This window comes from Paenibacillus elgii NBRC 100335 (assembly GCF_004000865.1).
In the GTDB taxonomy this organism is placed as follows: domain Bacteria; phylum Bacillota; class Bacilli; order Paenibacillales; family NBRC-103111; genus Paenibacillus_G; species Paenibacillus_G elgii.
In genome coordinates, this window is the sequence record NZ_BIMB01000020.1 from 51,561 (window position 1) to 67,112 (window position 15,552).

At 53.2% G+C, this 15,552-nt stretch carries 15 protein-coding genes; 9 read left to right on the forward strand and 6 right to left on the reverse strand.

The genetic code is table 11. The annotated features are described in order from the left end of the window. The first annotated feature begins 91 nt into the window (after positions 1 to 91). The gene (locus PEL01S_RS16620; protein WP_255320117.1) at positions 92 to 946 is read left to right on the forward strand and encodes a DUF2268 domain-containing putative Zn-dependent protease; all 855 of its coding nucleotides are present in this window, start codon (positions 92 to 94) and stop codon (positions 944 to 946) included. 49 nt (positions 947 to 995) lie between these two features. Here PEL01S_RS16620 and PEL01S_RS16625 read toward each other — a convergent pair whose 3' ends face one another. The 4 genes from PEL01S_RS16625 to PEL01S_RS16640 form a co-directional block, all read right to left on the reverse strand. Further along, entirely contained in the window at positions 996 to 1,760 is a 765-nt protein-coding gene (locus PEL01S_RS16625) for a MerR family transcriptional regulator (protein ID WP_127461081.1), read from the reverse strand. A 303-nt stretch (positions 1,761 to 2,063) separates the two neighbouring features. Further along, positions 2,064 to 2,777 (reverse strand): SDR family oxidoreductase, encoded by a 714-nt coding sequence (locus PEL01S_RS16630; RefSeq protein ID WP_127461082.1) that lies wholly within the window; start codon positions 2,775 to 2,777, stop codon positions 2,064 to 2,066. A gap of 30 nt (positions 2,778 to 2,807) precedes the next feature. Then, on the reverse strand, positions 2,808 to 3,356 hold the full coding sequence (locus tag PEL01S_RS16635; protein WP_127461083.1) for an NAD(P)H-dependent oxidoreductase: 549 nt from the start codon (positions 3,354 to 3,356) through the stop codon (positions 2,808 to 2,810). Positions 3,357 to 3,374: 18 nt separating this feature from the next. Next, complete coding sequence (locus PEL01S_RS16640; protein ID WP_127461084.1) at positions 3,375 to 4,592, reverse strand: MFS transporter; 1,218 nt, start codon at positions 4,590 to 4,592, stop codon at positions 3,375 to 3,377. A 168-nt stretch (positions 4,593 to 4,760) separates the two neighbouring features. Here PEL01S_RS16640 and PEL01S_RS16645 point away from each other — a divergent pair, with 168 nt between their 5' ends. Further along, a complete protein-coding gene (locus PEL01S_RS16645) occupies positions 4,761 to 5,099 on the forward strand; it encodes a winged helix-turn-helix transcriptional regulator (RefSeq protein WP_010498754.1) in 339 nt (112 codons plus the stop codon). Positions 5,100 to 5,145: 46 nt separating this feature from the next. Further along, complete coding sequence (locus PEL01S_RS16650) at positions 5,146 to 5,733, forward strand: hypothetical protein (protein ID WP_127461085.1); 588 nt, start codon at positions 5,146 to 5,148, stop codon at positions 5,731 to 5,733. 27 nt (positions 5,734 to 5,760) lie between these two features. Here the strand turns inward: PEL01S_RS16650 and PEL01S_RS16655 are convergent, their stop codons facing one another. Then, a complete protein-coding gene (locus PEL01S_RS16655) occupies positions 5,761 to 6,657 on the reverse strand; it encodes a hypothetical protein (RefSeq protein ID WP_127461086.1) in 897 nt (298 codons plus the stop codon). 131 nt (positions 6,658 to 6,788) lie between these two features. Then, complete coding sequence (gene hisC, locus PEL01S_RS16660; RefSeq protein WP_127461087.1) at positions 6,789 to 7,856, reverse strand: histidinol-phosphate transaminase; 1,068 nt, start codon at positions 7,854 to 7,856, stop codon at positions 6,789 to 6,791. A gap of 177 nt (positions 7,857 to 8,033) precedes the next feature. Between hisC and pdxR the strand changes: the two genes are divergently transcribed. The 6 genes from pdxR (at position 8,034) to PEL01S_RS16690 (ending at position 15,538) form a co-directional block, all read left to right on the forward strand. Continuing rightward, the gene (gene pdxR, locus PEL01S_RS16665; protein ID WP_127461088.1) at positions 8,034 to 9,488 is read left to right on the forward strand and encodes a MocR-like pyridoxine biosynthesis transcription factor PdxR; all 1,455 of its coding nucleotides are present in this window, start codon (positions 8,034 to 8,036) and stop codon (positions 9,486 to 9,488) included. Between the two features lie 64 nt (positions 9,489 to 9,552). Continuing rightward, complete coding sequence (locus PEL01S_RS16670; RefSeq protein WP_127461089.1) at positions 9,553 to 10,407, forward strand: hypothetical protein; 855 nt, start codon at positions 9,553 to 9,555, stop codon at positions 10,405 to 10,407. Between the two features lie 505 nt (positions 10,408 to 10,912). After that, entirely contained in the window at positions 10,913 to 11,911 is a 999-nt protein-coding gene (locus tag PEL01S_RS16675) for an asparaginase (protein WP_127461090.1), read from the forward strand. Between the two features lie 110 nt (positions 11,912 to 12,021). Next, the gene (locus PEL01S_RS16680) at positions 12,022 to 13,605 is read left to right on the forward strand and encodes a glutathione ABC transporter substrate-binding protein (RefSeq protein ID WP_063184449.1); all 1,584 of its coding nucleotides are present in this window, start codon (positions 12,022 to 12,024) and stop codon (positions 13,603 to 13,605) included. 95 nt (positions 13,606 to 13,700) lie between these two features. Further along, entirely contained in the window at positions 13,701 to 14,630 is a 930-nt protein-coding gene (locus PEL01S_RS16685; protein ID WP_127461091.1) for an ABC transporter permease subunit, read from the forward strand. Between the two features lie 11 nt (positions 14,631 to 14,641). Next, positions 14,642 to 15,538 carry an ABC transporter permease subunit gene (locus PEL01S_RS16690; protein ID WP_063184451.1) on the forward strand — a complete coding sequence of 299 codons (897 nt, stop codon included), beginning with the start codon at positions 14,642 to 14,644 and terminating at the stop codon, positions 15,536 to 15,538. Positions 15,539 to 15,552: the final 14 nt, after the last annotated feature.

The window sequence follows — 15,552 nt, forward strand, 5'->3', positions numbered from 1 at the left end:
ATTCACGTAACGTCATACCCTATAGTTGAGATTGTACTAAGTGATATCACAAGTTCAATCGAATAACAAGGAGATGCGTTTAGTGGAAATCATGATACAAGACACCCTAAGCTTATATAAAGAAATGCTTCATTTGCCTGAAGGGGAGAGAAGTGAGTTCTTTAGCGGTAAATTAATCGAACCTTTTCATCCGATGTTTGAAATCATGCATATGCCTAAGACACCTGAGGCCATGGGGTGTATCCAACTGTCTGGCCGTGACTCTGAAATGGTAGAAAGGTTAGAAAGACTTGAAAAGGCTGATGCCTGGAATAATGCACAAAGGGCCATGGAAGCTGCAGTAGAGCGCTTTGAAAAAGCCTGCATTCCCGTACCGGAAAAAGTTGTAGTAGGAATTTTCTTAGGAAATCCTGAATTTTTAGCGATGATGGAAGGATATACAGGTATGGGATCTATACCCGGCTATATACTAATAATGATTGATCCGAACGAAAAGAACCTGCCAAAGCTCAATGCATGTATAGCTCATGAGTTTCATCACAACGTACTTTTCCATAATGCAAAATGGAACTTTATGACGGATGTATCCGTTGGGAAGTATCTTGCTGTTGAAGGTTTGGCTGAAAGCTTTGCAGCCAGCATGTTTGGCGAAGCGTGCATTGGCCCCTGGGTAACAAATGTACAAGGAGCAGATTTGGAAACCGCAAAAAAAATAATTTCAAAATCACTTGACGTCAAAGGGTTTATGGAAGTTCGCAAATATATATATGGAAAACATCCAATGATGCCTGAGACTGAGGGCTTTGGCATGCCTTTCTGTGGAGGGTATGCTGTAGGATATCATGCCGTACAGGCATACCTGAGAAAAACGGGTATTTCAATAGAGAAGGCTACAATGATAGATGGCGATAAAATCATGAAGTCATCCGGCTATTTTGAAGCTTAAATTAATGTTATTAAAGTAGAGCATGCTGGTTATGCAGCATGCTTTATTATTATCCATATTTTTGACAATAGCACATAATGGCCTGATAAACGAAGTCGCTCAAATCTTCATCACTAAATTGGTTGATGTAATTTCTAAACCTGCTATCAGATTTATAGGTATTGGCGATGCATCTCAAAATTGTTGTATCACAAGTCATATACTGTTCGAGATAACTTTTCCATTCTGCAATTAATTCCTGAACATCGTCAGAAGAAGGTGGGTTATGAATTTGTTTTGCGATTTTTTTAAATACATTTTCCATATTATTTGAAAATTCATTAGATAAATTTGCTTTTTCATGATCAGATCGTTTTTCCAGGTTTTTCTCATAATCTTTGTATATTTTTGTTTCGCCATATATCATTTTGGCTTCACGACTATATTGTTCTTCTAATGGCATAATTGGCGAGTTATTAAAGATATTCAAATTAAATATATCTTTTCCGGATACATAATCCTCTAACGCAGTAATAATTGTACCTAATCGTCGTTGTTTTGATAGCAAAGTTTGATGATGTATTTTTAACTTTTGCAGTTGTTTTTGCTTTGATAGTTGCATTATATCTGATATTTCTTTTAAAGATAAATTCATTTCCTTAAAAAATAAAATCGTTTGAAGCTTTTCTAGATCTTCTCTGCTATAGGCCCGATAATCATTATCCGATAAACGAGTTGGTCTTAATAAATTGATTTTATCGTAAAAATGTAATGTTCTGGCAGTGATACCTGTTATTCGTACAATATCTTTAACTGTGAAAAATTGTGCTTTCATTCCGAAAATCCTCTACTTCTTTAAGAATAATATATGATCTAATATATAATGCGCTATAACCTTATGTCATAGTCAAGTATAAATTTCGTTATCCGTTATTATTCAGGAAGCGATAAGCCGCATCTTTCACACATGTTTATCGACCACAAAATACGGCGACAGACGAGGATATATTTTCTTCCTCAACTGCCGCCGTTTCGTTATGCTAATTAACCTAAATTTTTAATAATCCGATTGATCACTTCTCACCAAGCTCACAGGGCTACGAGAAGCCCGACATGAACGTTCTTTCCCCACATCAGCTTAAGTTAAAATATGCCCGCCTTCCACATGCATAACGGTGCCGGTCACGAAACCGTTTTGGATCAGATAGAGCACGCTCCGCGCGACATCCTCCGCTTGGCCGACCCGTTTGACCGGGAGCTTGCCGGCCACGGTTTCGTAAAACTGCTTGCGCGCGTCCTCCGGCATTTTGCTGCGCGAAGGCGTATCGATGATCCCCGGGGAAACGATATTGACCCGGATCGGAGCAAGCTCCAGCGCCAGCGTCTGGCCCAGATTCGAAACCGCCGCGTTGACCGCGCCAAGGGCGGACGAGCCGACCATCGCTTTGTAGGCGACAACGCCGGAGAACAGGGTAATCGAACCGTTCTTTGAAATGTGCGGCGCGCCGTATTTGGCCGCATAGTATTGGCCCCAGAATTTGTTTTCGAACAATTTGCGGGCTTGCGCCGTATCGGTTTGAAGGAACGGCCCGCCCGAGGTTTCCGCGGCGCTGACGACAAGATGATCGAACGATCCGACTTTTGCAAAAAATGCCTGCACCTGTCCTTCGTCCGTCGTATCGAGGGTGTAAGTCGCTGCCTTCGGTCCGAGCTGCTCTTTGGCGCTTTGCAGTTTTTGCTCCGAGCGGCTGGCTATGATTACTTCCGCGCCGAGTGCGATCGCCTGTTTCGCGGTTTCCAGACCGATTCCGGAGCTGCCGCCGATCATGATCACTTTTTGATTTTGCAACATGAGATATCCTCCTTTTTGGATATAAGCGAATTATTGATTCAATACCGATTGCAGATGGGCGTCGAGCTCGGCCGTGAACGTATCGATCTTCGGATTTTTGATGACATCGTAGCAGGCGAAGCTTTTTAGAGGCTGCAAGCCGAGGAACTCCTGCGCCCGGTGCAAGTGGCTTAACGCTTCTTCCAGACCGGCTCCTTTAAAAAACTGCGTCGGATCGTTGAACGCTTCTTTCGGAGCGTTCCAAGTCGTCGAGAGCATATATTTTTTGCCGGTTAACATGCCGCCCCTGCCGTACTGCTCGGCGCCTTTGAAAAATAACCCGTAAGCATACACTTCGTCCATATACGTTTTCAGGAGTCCGGGAACGCTGAACCAGTATACAGGCGTCTGGTAAATGATCACGTCGGCCCAAATGAATTTTTGCTGCTCTTCTTCGATGTTGTAGCCGTTTTGAATAATCGTCGCTTGGACCTCGTTATTTTCGCTCAACGTGCTTACCATTCGATCGACCAAGGTTTGATTCAGTTTTCCTTCCGCCGAGCGGTATGTTTGATGACCGTTAATGATCAAAATTTTCATTTTGTCTCCATCTCCTTATTATGTGTTTAACGTGCGGTCATGCCTGGCTTGTGAAGATAATTCGGCATCCTGACGGTCCAGCGACCAGCTGACCAGTGCAACCAAGAGTCCGGCAGCGGTCACGATGGCGGCTACCCACGGTAAAGCGTGAAGCCCGGGGCCGTTGTCGATGATCCAGCCTCCCAAGTATGCTCCGCCGGCATTAGCCAAATTAAATGAGCTGATGTTCAAAGCGGAAGCGATATTCTGCGAGCCTTTTGCTTTCTGAAGCACCCGCATTTGGAACGCGGGCACGATGGTGAAGGACGCGAAGCCCCAGACGAACACGGTGATCACGGTGGCGATTTTGTAGGAGCTGGTTAGCGTAAACAGGGCCAGCACGGCCGTCAAAAGCACCAGCATCCCGGCAAGCGAGGGCATCAGCCTCCAATCCGCCAGTTTACCCCCGACGGTATTGCCGATAGTCATTCCGATTCCGAACACAAGCAGGATCGGCGTAACCGCACCGGCTCCGAATCCCGTGATGTCGGTCAGGATCGGGGCGATGTACGTAAAGGCCGTGAATACTCCGCCAAACCCCAGAACCGTCATCAGTAAGGCAAGCCCTACCTGTTTGCTGCGAAGAACGCGCATTTCTTGACGGAAACCCGCAACGGCTTCTTGTGCGATGCGCGGGACGAGTCCGCCAATCCCGACGAGGGAAATGATCCCGAGCGCCGTCACGATCCAAAAGGTGGAGCGCCATCCCCACATTTGCCCGACGAAGGTGCCGAAGGGGACGCCAAGAATGTTGGCGAGCGTGAGTCCGGCAAACATCATGGCGATTGCGCTCGCTTGTTTTTCGCGGGGAACAAGACGTGTGGCCACGATCGAGCCGACACCGAAAAAGGTACCGTGCGCAAAGGAAGCCAGGATGCGGGCGATCATCAGTACCGCATAGTTGGGGGCGACTGCGGCCATCAGATTGCCGGCGACGAAGATGAGCATCAGGCCGAACAGCAGCGACTTGCGCGGCAGCCGCCCGGTGAAGGCGGTAATCAACGGACCGCCGATGGCGACGCCCAGCGCATAGCCGGTAACGAGTAAGCCTGCGGCGCTTAACGTGACCTGCAGATCGGCCGCAACCTCCGGAAGGATGCCCATAATGACGAACTCCGTCGTGCCGATGGCGAACGCGCTGATCAAGAGAGCGACGAGCGCCAAAGGCGGCCTGCTTCGCTGAATTTCCGTAGACATGTTGTTCACCTCCTCAGGTAGGGTGGAATGATCGGCTCACAACGATATTATATGTGTAGTAGATTCATTTATGGAAGTAGTGATATTAAATTCATATAGTTTCCGAAAGTATATTTATGTGATACAATGGGGATAATTAAGTGAAAAAAATTTTGGGAGGGTGCTTGGATGAGTGAGCTTGAACCGGTCGTTCTAACCAAAGGAACGCCTGGCGTGCCTTGTCCCATTGCCAAAACGCTGGATGTGATCGGGACGAAATGGACCTTTTTAATTATTCGCGACCTGCTGATCGAAGGAACGATGCGATTCAGCGACCTGCTGAAATCGATGGATGGCATAAGTCCGAAAACGCTCTCGCTTCGTCTGAAAGAACTGGAAGACCACGGTATGCTGGAAAGAACGGTATACCCGGAAGTTCCTCCGCGCGTCGAATATACGTTGACGGAAAAAGGAAGACGGTTGGAAGGCATTTTTATCGAATTAAAAAGATTTGGCATGCAGTTATAGGCTTTGTTCTGCGGGGAATAGTCGTGAAAAGGAGGGAGGGACACTCGTGGGAAATGTGATTTCCATGCCTGAAGCCCAAGAAGACGAGGCGCCCTATCTTACCATGTCGAACGGGTTGACCTCCGTCTTTCTTGATGTCCTGGTGCTTAGCGGTTCTCGAATCGCGAATACGGACCGGGAGAAAGAACTGGTCATTTGGCTTGCTCAACGCGACCAGTCGGTCGTAGGGATTGGAACGGTAGGGTTTGGCCTGGAGGAGATGCCTTGGACGGCGGACAATTTTGCCAATGAGAAGGCGTTTATGACCCGTACGATTCAGGGGGCTATGAACGAATCCGGCTGGGAGAAGCTCAGCTATACGCCGAACAAAGAGATGGTCGTCGGGCGATTGGCGGACTTTCAGCTCATGATCGATGCTTTGCAAGCGGGGTACCTTGATCCAAGCTATTATATCGAATGGGCCGAGGTGGACGAGGATGACGATTCACCGACCATTCCCAGAGGGTATCCCATGTGCTCTAAGCATGCCGTCTATTTGTCCTGCCACGGATGCTTGCTGTGCAACGATGAAGGCGGCGGTTCCGGGTTCTCCGAATATAATAATGCCCATAACGAAGCAGCCCGGCATGGATGAACGCCGCGGCTGCTTTTAGCTTCCGTACTATTCCCGACAAAGAGAGAAATAATGATTCAGATCGTGCTGGTAATCCGTGGTCGGACGTTTGGGCTCCCGGATCTTGCATTGCTCCAAATATTCGGCGGCGAGCCCTTTGAGTTCGGGGTAAGTTCTTACCATTTCGATCAGGCAGCTGATGATGCCCAGTTGGTTGGGTTCATCTTTCTTCTTCAGCTTATATGTACCGCTGGAAATAAGATGTTTGAGCCACACTTGGTATGATAGATCGCTGTCGGGAATCGGCGTATCGAAGTACCCTTGCCTGACGGCGGCCCATAGCGCTAAAAGCGAATATTGTACGAGCTCGCTCGTCTCCCCGTTTTTAAAAATCGTCACGAGCGATGGAATCGCGCCGGATATATTGATGCCGCTGTCGGCCAGTCTCCAGTGGATGCTGCAAATGTATTGCTCGGTTGCCTGATCCTTTACATAACGCTTGCCCGCAACAAGGATAAGCTGTACCGCTTCATCCGGAAAAGGGATTTCTGCGGCCAGTAAGGCATCGAGCAGGGCGGCAGCTCGGTATTGAAGATAAAGCTCCGTATCGGTTTTCTCCGATTCTTTCCGGTCCAGATGATGAAGCCGTGCGATGGGGATTATGATTCCGGATAAATCCCCGCCCGTTCCAAGGCACCGGTGAACAATTTCGATCAGCGCGACAACCTGTTCCGGATCGTTGACGTCCAGATAGGTGCCCAATTCGCCGGTTTGGCAATCCTTTAGTGCGTCTTCCAAGCTCTCCTTGGCTAAGGAAACGGCTTTTGAAGCCATTGCGGGAGTCGTTATTTCTTCGATGATTTCCTTGGCTATGCGCCTGCGTTCGGCCAAATCCGTTGTTGCGCTAAGCTGCTGCATCACGTGTTCCATACTGCTGGCGTTCATAGGTAGGTTCCTCCGTCGTCCGTAACTATCGGCAAATCATGATATGAATAGCAAAATTATAGCATTGAATCCGCCTCGATTGCGAAAAAAGCTCCCGGTCCCCTTCGCAAAGGGGCGGGAGCTTCTTGCCTTTAAGCGAGCAATCCACGCAGCACAGCGGTAACGGCAGCCATTTCATCGTCCGTACCGATCGAAATGCGCAGCTTGTCGGCCAGGCGGGGGTGCTCGAAATGGCGGACGTAGATGTTTCGTTCCAGCAGCTTCCGGTACCATTCGCGGGCATCGGGCTTTCCGGCTCCCGCAGGAGGCGTGCACAGCACAAAGTTCGTTTGCGAAGGGATGACGTCAAAGCCAAGGCTTCGAAGCTCGACGATGAAGCTATCGCGCGTCGCCTTGACCGCCGCTACCGTGTGCGCCGTGTATTCCCGGTCCTCCAGAGCGGCCACGGCAAGCTTCCGGCTGATCGCGTTGATGTTGTAGATGTCTTTGCTCTTTTCCAGAGCGGCAATGAGCGGCTCGGCAGCGATGCAGTAGCCGACCCGCGCTCCGCACAAGGCGTGGGCCTTGGAAAACGTGCGGACGACGATCACGTTGGGATAGCGGTCCACTAGTGGGATAGCTGTTGCGCCGGGATCGGCAAAGTCAATATAGGCTTCGTCGATGACGACCAGCCCCGGGAAGCGGCTGACCAGTCGTTCGACTTCTTCAAGCGGCAGCAGGTGTCCGGTTGGCGCATTCGGATTGACCAGCACGATCGCATCCGCCCCGCTGTTCATCAGCAGCTCCGTATCGACGGTATAGTCGCTGCGCGTCGGGATGGCGATGGAGGAAGCCTGATAAGATGCGGCCACCGTATGATACAGCGAGAACGACGGGTCCGGCAGGGCCATGCGCCGGTTCGGGCCGATGAAGCCTTTGACGATCAAGGAGATAATCTCGCTCGAACCATTCCCGCAAAAGATTTGTTCGTCCTTGACGCCGTGCAGCCGCGAAAGTGCGGCACGCAGCTGTGCGCAGCGGGCGTCGGGGTAACGGCGAAGCTCTTCTTCGCCAAGCGTACGCAGCGCTTCCAGTACAAGCGGAGAGGGCGGGTACGGGCTTTCGTTCTGATTTAGCTTGATTGCGGCGCTTCCTTCCGGCGGAAGGTCGCCCAAGGCGTAAGGGGTGAGCCGTTCGATATGCGGCAAAATAAGGGTCATCGGTTTGGTTCCTCCTAAAATCCGGCTAACGGGGTCAGCTCGTAGTTGGTGATATGGTGCATGTCTTCCGCTTTGCGCAATGGGATGATAAGATGAGCATAACCGCATTTTGACATTTAAAAAATGGTCAGTTTAATAATTTTTCAAGTGACAGATTCATGCAAAGGAGAAGCCGGGATGATCGACTTGATGCCGAGGCTCGACGAATCGTCGGGCGAAGCGCTGTATATGCAGCTGTACCGCTATATCCGCGACGAAATCGCCGCCGGTCGCATTCCGGCGAACGAGCGGCTGCCGTCCATCCGCACGCTGTCCGCTTACCTGGGCGTAAGCCGGTCGCCTGTCGCTCTAGCCTACGAGCAGCTGCTCGCCGAGGGCTATGTGAACAGCCGACCGCGCAGCGGGCTGTATGCCGCCGAGCTGGACACGTCCGCCTCTCTGCAGGTGCAGACCGACGCGCCGGCAGAACGTTCCGCGGTGTCGCCATCGCCGAAGCGCGCATACCATGCGTCTCAGGATGAACCGCTCCGTTACGACTTCGGCTACGGCAGCGTCGATATCGCGAGCTTCCCGCTGGCGAAATGGCGCCGGCTGATGAACCGCTGTCTGCTGCCGGAAAACAGCCGTCTGCTGCTGTACGGCGATTTGCAGGGCGAGCCGGAGCTGCGCGCCGAAATTGCCGCCTATCTGCACCATATGCGTGGGGTACGCTGCCAGCCGGAGCAGATCGTGGTCGGTGCGGGCACGTACCATTCACTCGATTTACTGTTTCAATTGCTGCACGAGGATGTCAACTGTATGGCTTCCGAAGAAGCGGTCAACGACGGGGTAAAAGCGCTCTTCGGGCAGTTTCGGTTCGATTGCCGGCCCCTTCGGCTGGAAAGCGACGGCATCTGCCTCGAAGAGCTGCAGGCCAGCGGCGCCCAGGCCGTCTATGTCACTCCGTCGCATCAATTTCCGTATGGCATGACGCTGTCGGCGGGCAAGCGGCTCAAGCTGCTCCAATGGGCGAAGGAGCGGCGGGCCTACATCGTCGAGAACGACTACGACGGCGAATTCCGCTACAGCGGCCGGCCGATCCCTTCGCTGCAAAGCCTGGACGATGACGGCCGCGTCATCTACGTTGGCACGTTCTCGCGGGCGCTGACGCCGGCGTTCCGGCTCAGCTATCTCGTGCTGCCGCCTGCACTGCTGGCGAGGTTTCGCAGCCGCCGGCACAGCTACGACCAGCTTGCCTCGCCGATCTTTCAGATGACGCAGCAGCTGTTCATGCAATCCGGCGACTTTGGGCGGCATGTGCGCAAAATGCGCAGCGTCTACCACAAAAAGCGCGATGCGCTGCTGTACGCGGTACGCGACACTTTTCCGGCGGGCGTCGAGATGATCGGCGCGGACTCGGGGCTACACCTGCTGCTTCGGGTTCGCGGCGAGAAGGACGAAGCGGAGCTTGTTCGCGCGGCCGCCCGGGAAGGCGTCGGCGTCTACCCGGCTTCTGCTTACCGGCTGCGGTCGGAGGCTGACGAGGCCCCAACCGTGCTGCTCGGCTTCGGCGGTTTGTCCGAAGCGGACATCCGGGAAGGGGTAAGGCTGCTGGCGCGGGCATGGAAAATGGAATCTTCTCTAAATAAATGAAAGAATATGGACGATATATCCAGTAGGGTGTCATTTTTCTTTTATTTTGAAGAGGAGGGGTAACGTGAAAGTTTCCGGCGGAGAAAGCAGCGTCTTGAACCTGTACGCGATCCGCGAACAGGAGAGCAAGCCCGGCCTGAGACCGGGGACGATTGCCGGTTTGAAGCATGATACGGTCGAAATCAGTCCGACCGGCCGGCAGTTGGCCGAAGGCGCAATCAAGCACCACGTGGGCAAAATTTTCGTATCAGCCCAAATCGACGAATCGCTGAACCGGCTGCTTGAAGGGAAGTCGCAGGAGGTAAGCGATGCGGTGCATACGATCATCGGCTCCAATCTGCTGCCGGGCGGCTCCGTCTCGGACGAAGGGGAGCGCGCCGCATTGCGGGAAGCAGGATTAGCACAGGCCCAATATGTGGCCGACCGTTATATGTCGGGCGGCGAATCGTCCGAGTTGATGGCGGTCATGAATCAAATTGCCGTCATCGGCGCGAAGGTAACGGTTGATTCGGCAACAGGGAGCGTCTCCTACAAGATGCCGCCATCCCGGCCGGTCGGGGCACCCGAGGACTATGTGGACATCAACGAGCTGATGAAGAGGTTCGAACCGGATACCTACAAAAAGCTGAACGAAGCGATAACCGGTAGCGGCGACTGGGGCAGCATTTTGTTTTCGTTTGTCAAAAAAATCCCGCAAAACGAGCAGTGGGTGACCAAGTATCGTGAGGAAACGAAACAACTGATGCATGAACTGAAGACGACGAAGCTCGATAACCGGTTCGCAGGCGCTAATACGTCCGATATGGCTTCCTTCCTGTTGGATATTAACCGTAAGCTAGAGCAGACGCCGCTTGCAAAGACAGACGCCTTGATGCGAAACATGGATAATTTTGCAAGAATTTTCGGGCATCGGGCTTGACGCAAGCGAGCGTACCGCTTAGATGTGTCCTTCCGGTCGGGCCTGAGAGGATGCGCAACACAAAAACGACGACCATTCCGTAATTCCGAAAAAACGTACAACGTCTGGATGACAGCCACAAGGCTGAAACCCGAAAAACCGCACGCCTCCCAGCCAAATGGATGGGGAGGAGGGGCGGTTTTTTTTATCGTACGAAGGACAAAAACGACAGGAGATGAAATTAATACCGTCACTGGAATAAATAAATTTCAAATTGCTCCATATCCTCCCGTAAATCGCGATTCATCTTCACAATTTGTTCAAATTATTATTGACAAGCGAAAAAAACGGCTGTTATTATTAACATCAGTGGTGAAAATAAACGAATTACATTTGTTCAAGGAATCATTTAAAGCGGTTCCGGACCCGACGAGCCCGACTTGAAAGCGTTAGCAAAGCGGGATGCCCGGGCCGTTAACCGCAGGAACATCTTGAACTTCACATGCCGAAAGGAAATGAGTTACTTATGGGCTTCGAACGATTGGTGGAAGAATACCGCGGAGGCGTGCTGGAAAATGTACATATGGGCCTTGTCTGCGGAATGGACGAGAACGGCCGAATTGTGCATGCTGTCGGCGACGAACGGCATATGACGTTTTTGCGTTCGGCGGCGAAGCCGTTTCAGGCGATCCCGGTCATCAAGAACGGCATCGACGAAAAATTCAAGCTGAGCCCGAAGGAAGCGGCTCTGTTCGCCGCCTCGCACCGAGGGGAGAAGTATCATATCGAGGCGCTTGAGTCGGTTTTGCAGAAAACCGGGCTGAAGGAAGAAGATATCCTGTGCTGTCCGACTTACCCGCTTAATGAAGCACCGCGGGCAGCCTGCTACTGGGATCATTTGGAGAAGCGCAAGCTGTACCATAACTGCTCCGGCAAGCATTCCGGTTTTCTCGCGCTGTCCAAGGAGCTCGGCTACGACCTCGAAACGTACTGGAGTATCGAGCACCCGGCGCAGCAGCTCAGCTTGGAAGCAATGGCTGAAATGGCCGACTACCCGAAGGAAAACATCCGTATCGGAGTGGACGGCTGCGGCTTTCCGGTGTATGCGATGCCGCTCCAAAACATCGCTCGCGCCTACCTGAAGCTGGCCTGCCCGGATCTGATCGCGAATGCCGATACGAGAGCGGCCGTGACGAAAATCGCCGGCTACATGAACGCGCACCCGGAGATCATCGCGAGCCACGACTTTATCTGCACCGCGCTGCTGACCGATCCGAACATTGTCGCCAAGGGCGGCGCCAAAGGTGTATACGGCTTCGGACTCAAAAAGGAGCGCATGAGCTTCGCCTTAAAAGTTCTGGACGGCTCGGAGCTCGTATGGCCGATTATCGCCGCTTCGATTCTGGAGCAGATCGGCTACGACAACCGCGATACGATCGACCGGTTGTACGCGCTGGCTCCGAAGGAGATCAAGAACGATAACCACATCGTCGTAGGCGAGAGAAAAACCGTATTCCGTTTATAGTTGGGCGCTTCACTACACATGGGTAACGGTCTTCCTTCTTAGTGGACGAACGGCTTGTTCGTCCCGCAGGAAGATTGAGCATAAATCAATGAAAAACGGGGGGATTTTCTATGAAAAAACGTTTCGCAGCTTTTACGGCATTGGTGCTCGCCGGCGCGATGTTCGCAGGCTGTAGCGGTGGCGCGGGCAAACCGCAGCAGCAAGGCGCGGCCGACCAGCCGACGGCCAAGAAGGAAGGTAACGGCATCACGATTGCAGTCAACGCCAATTTCGTGACGCTGGACCCGCACAACGCGGCCGATACGCTGTCCATTTCCGGCTACCGCACGATGTATCAAGGCCTGCTCGGCTTCGATCAGGATATGAAGGTCGTGCCCGTGTTGGCTGAATCTTACGAAGTGAGCCCGGACGCCAAGGTATACACCTTCAAGCTGAAGGAGAACATCAAGTTCCATGACGGCACGCCGTTCAACGCGGAAGCGGTCAAAGTCAACCTCGACCGGGTAAAAAACAAAGATAATAACCTGAAAATGGCGCGCAGCTTCGCCGCCGTAGAGAAAACCGAAGTCGTCGACGCCAAAACGGTAAAAATCACGCTGTCCCAGCCGTATTCCGCGATGCTGAACAAGCTGGCCATGCTGATGATCATCAGTCCGCAGGCACTGGAGAAGTACGGCAAAGATATCGGCCAGCACCCGGTAGGCACCGGCCCGTTCAAGTATAAGGAATGGGTGCAGGGCGACCGGATGACGATCGAGAAGAACGCCGATTATTGGGAAAAAGGTCTGCCGAAGGTGGATACCATCACCTTCAAGCCGGTGCCGGAGAACGGTTCCCGCGTCGCGATGCTGAAAACGGGCGAAGCCGATTTCGTCTATCCGCTGCCGACTGAGCAGGTGGAGCAGGTGAACGGGAAGAACGGCGTCGTCGTGGACAAAACGCCTTCGACGATTGCACGCTATATCACGATGAACATGACGAAGAAGCCGTTCGACGACGTCCGCGTCCGTCAGGCGATCAACTATGCGATCAACAAAGACGCCTATATCAAAGTCGTCAAATCGGGCTTTGCCGAGAAGCTGGACTCGACGATGTCGTCCAAAACGCAGTTCTATGCGAAGCAAACGCCGTATGACGGCAATGTGGAGAAAGCGAAAGCGCTCCTGAAGGAAGCCGGCCTCGAAAACGGCTTCAAAGCCGAAATCTGGGGCAGCTCCGACTCCGAAACGGTCAAAGGTATGCAGTTCGTGCAGCAGCAGCTGGCAGCCGTAGGCATCACGCTTGACGTGAAGCCGATGGAAGAAGGCACGCTGTCCAACGAGATCAACTCGGCCAAAACGCCGCAGGAATCCAAGGTGCAAATGTGGTATGTCAGCTGGTCCCCGTCCTCGGCCGACGCCGACGCGGCGACTCGCCCGCTCTTCGCGAGCGAAATGTTCCCTCCGAACGGAGCGAACACCGCTTACTACAAGAACGACAAAGTAGACGAGCTGATCGCAAAAGCGAACAAGCTGTCGAACGCCGATGAGCAAAAAGCCGTTTACGCCGATGTTCAAGCGCAAATTTACAAAGACGCTCCGTGGGTGTTCCTTGCCGTCGACCAGATCGTATCCGGCAAGAAAAACTACCTCGAAGGCGTAAAAGTATATCCGGACGGCTCGATCAACGTCCGCGAAGCCGAAATCAAGAAGTAAGTCCTGACCTGATGCTGTGTTGACCCGCCCTCCGGTGCGGTGCTCACCACAGCATCTCGCCTAATGGCAGGTTTTCAGAGGAGGAGTGTAGAAGCTTGGCTCAGTATGTGCTTAAACGATTGGTTGCCGTCATTCCGATTCTTTTTATTGTTTCCGTCTTGATCTTTCTGTTCATCCACTTGATTCCCGGCGATCCGGCGCGGTTAGTTGCCGGCAAGGAAGCTACGCTCGAAGACATTAGCCGCATTCAGGCCGAGCTCGGCCTCGACAAGCCGCTCTGGGAGCAATATTTCATCTACATGTCGTATCTGCTGCAGGGGGATCTGGGCCGTTCGCTCAAAACGAGCCAGCCGGTGACGGAAATGCTTGCCTCGCGCATGATGCCGACGATTTGGCTGACGATTTTCAGCATGGGCTGGGCGCTCCTGTTCGGGATCGTGATCGGCGTCATCTCGGCGACGAAGCGCAACCGCTGGCCGGACTATTTGAGCATGCTGACCGCGGTGTCGGGCATCTCGGTGCCGCCGTTCTGGCTCGGACTGCTGCTCATCCAGCTGTTCTCCGTACAGCTCGGCTGGCTGCCGACCGGAGGCGTCGATACGTGGCAGGGCTACGTACTTCCGTCGATTACGCTCGGAGCGGGCATCATGTCGATGCTGGCGCGCTTCTCCCGGGCATCCCTGCTGGAGTCGTTGAAGCAGGACTACATCCGGACCGGCCGGGCCAAAGGCTTGAACGAGCGCGCGGTCGTCTGGGGGCATGCGATGAAAAACTCGATGATCTCCGTCATTACGGTGGCCGGGCTTCAGTTCGGCTTTCTGCTCGGCGGCTCGGTCATTGTCGAGACGGTATTCAGTATCCCCGGGCTCGGGCGGCTGCTGATCGATTCGATCGCCTTCCGCGATTATACGGTCATTCAAGCGGAGCTGCTGCTGTTCGCCGTCGAATTCATTCTGGTCAACTTGCTCGTTGACGTCCTGTATGGCGTGCTCAATCCTAAAATTCGCCTGTCGGGCCAGAACTGAGGAGGACCACCATGAGTCAAAACATCGTCATCGACCACGCTGCGGACACGGCCGTTCCGTTAATGAAAAGCAGTCCGCTCCGCGATTTTTGGATCAAAATGAAAAAGCAAAAGCTCGCGTTCGCCGCAGGCTTGTTTATCTTGTTGCTCGTCATCGTCGCTGTGATCGGTCCCGCGCTTGCGCCTTACGATCCGTCCGTGCCGGATTACGATAACATTTTGTCCGGCCCGTCGGCGAAGCATTTGGCCGGTACGGACGAGTACGGCCGCGATATTTTCAGCCGCATTCTCGTCGGCACCCGGCTGTCGTTGTCCGTCGGCCTCAGCGCCGTGCTGATCGGCGCGGCCATCGGCACAGTGCTTGGGCTGATCAGCGGCTATTACGGCGGCTGGCTCGACCGGCTGATTATGCGGAGCAGCGACGTCATGTTCTCGTTCCCCGATCTGCTGCTGGCAATCGGGATCGTCGCGATCCTCGGGCCGGGGCTGATGAACGTCGTCGTCGCCGTTGCGATTTTCGGCATACCGTCGTTCGCAAGGCTGATCCGCAGCGCCACCTTGGAAACGAAGGAGTCGCTGTATGTGGAAGCGGCCCGTTCCATCGGGGCGAACAACGTGCGGATTATTGCCCGCCATATTTTTCCCGAAACCGTTCCGAGTCTGATCGTTTACTTCACGATGCGGATCGGGACGACCGTTTTGGCTGCATCGGGCCTGAGCTTTCTCGGCCTCGGGGCGAAGCCTTCGGACCCGGACTGGGGGGCCATGCTGAGCATGGGCCGCGATTACCTCAGCATCGCGCCGCATGTCGTTTATTTTCCGGGAGCCGCGATTTTCCTGACGGTTCTCGCCTTCAACATACTGGGAGACGGTTTGAGAGACGCGCTCGATCCGAAGATCAAGAATTAGAACAGGAGTAACGC

Bases quoted from the DNA above. Each gene is read 5' to 3' on its own strand.
- hisC (WP_127461087.1), bottom strand. From the start codon at position 7,856: ATGACCCTTATTTTGCCGCATATCGAACGGCTCACCCCTTACGCCTTG.
- PEL01S_RS16625 (WP_127461081.1), bottom strand. From the start codon at position 1,760: ATGAAAGCACAATTTTTCACAGTTAAAGATATTGTACGAATAACAGGT.
- PEL01S_RS16635 (WP_127461083.1), bottom strand. From the start codon at position 3,356: ATGAAAATTTTGATCATTAACGGTCATCAAACATACCGCTCGGCGGAA.
- PEL01S_RS16680 (WP_063184449.1), top strand. From the start codon at position 12,022: ATGAAAAAACGTTTCGCAGCTTTTACGGCATTGGTGCTCGCCGGCGCG.
- PEL01S_RS16645 (WP_010498754.1), top strand. From the start codon at position 4,761: ATGAGTGAGCTTGAACCGGTCGTTCTAACCAAAGGAACGCCTGGCGTG.
- PEL01S_RS16640 (WP_127461084.1), bottom strand. From the start codon at position 4,592: ATGTCTACGGAAATTCAGCGAAGCAGGCCGCCTTTGGCGCTCGTCGCT.
- PEL01S_RS16675 (WP_127461090.1), top strand. From the start codon at position 10,913: ATGGGCTTCGAACGATTGGTGGAAGAATACCGCGGAGGCGTGCTGGAA.
- PEL01S_RS16620 (WP_255320117.1), top strand. From the start codon at position 92: ATGATACAAGACACCCTAAGCTTATATAAAGAAATGCTTCATTTGCCT.
- PEL01S_RS16630 (WP_127461082.1), bottom strand. From the start codon at position 2,777: ATGTTGCAAAATCAAAAAGTGATCATGATCGGCGGCAGCTCCGGAATC.
- PEL01S_RS16655 (WP_127461086.1), bottom strand. From the start codon at position 6,657: ATGAACGCCAGCAGTATGGAACACGTGATGCAGCAGCTTAGCGCAACA.
- PEL01S_RS16690 (WP_063184451.1), top strand. From the start codon at position 14,642: ATGAGTCAAAACATCGTCATCGACCACGCTGCGGACACGGCCGTTCCG.
- pdxR (WP_127461088.1), top strand. From the start codon at position 8,034: ATGATCGACTTGATGCCGAGGCTCGACGAATCGTCGGGCGAAGCGCTG.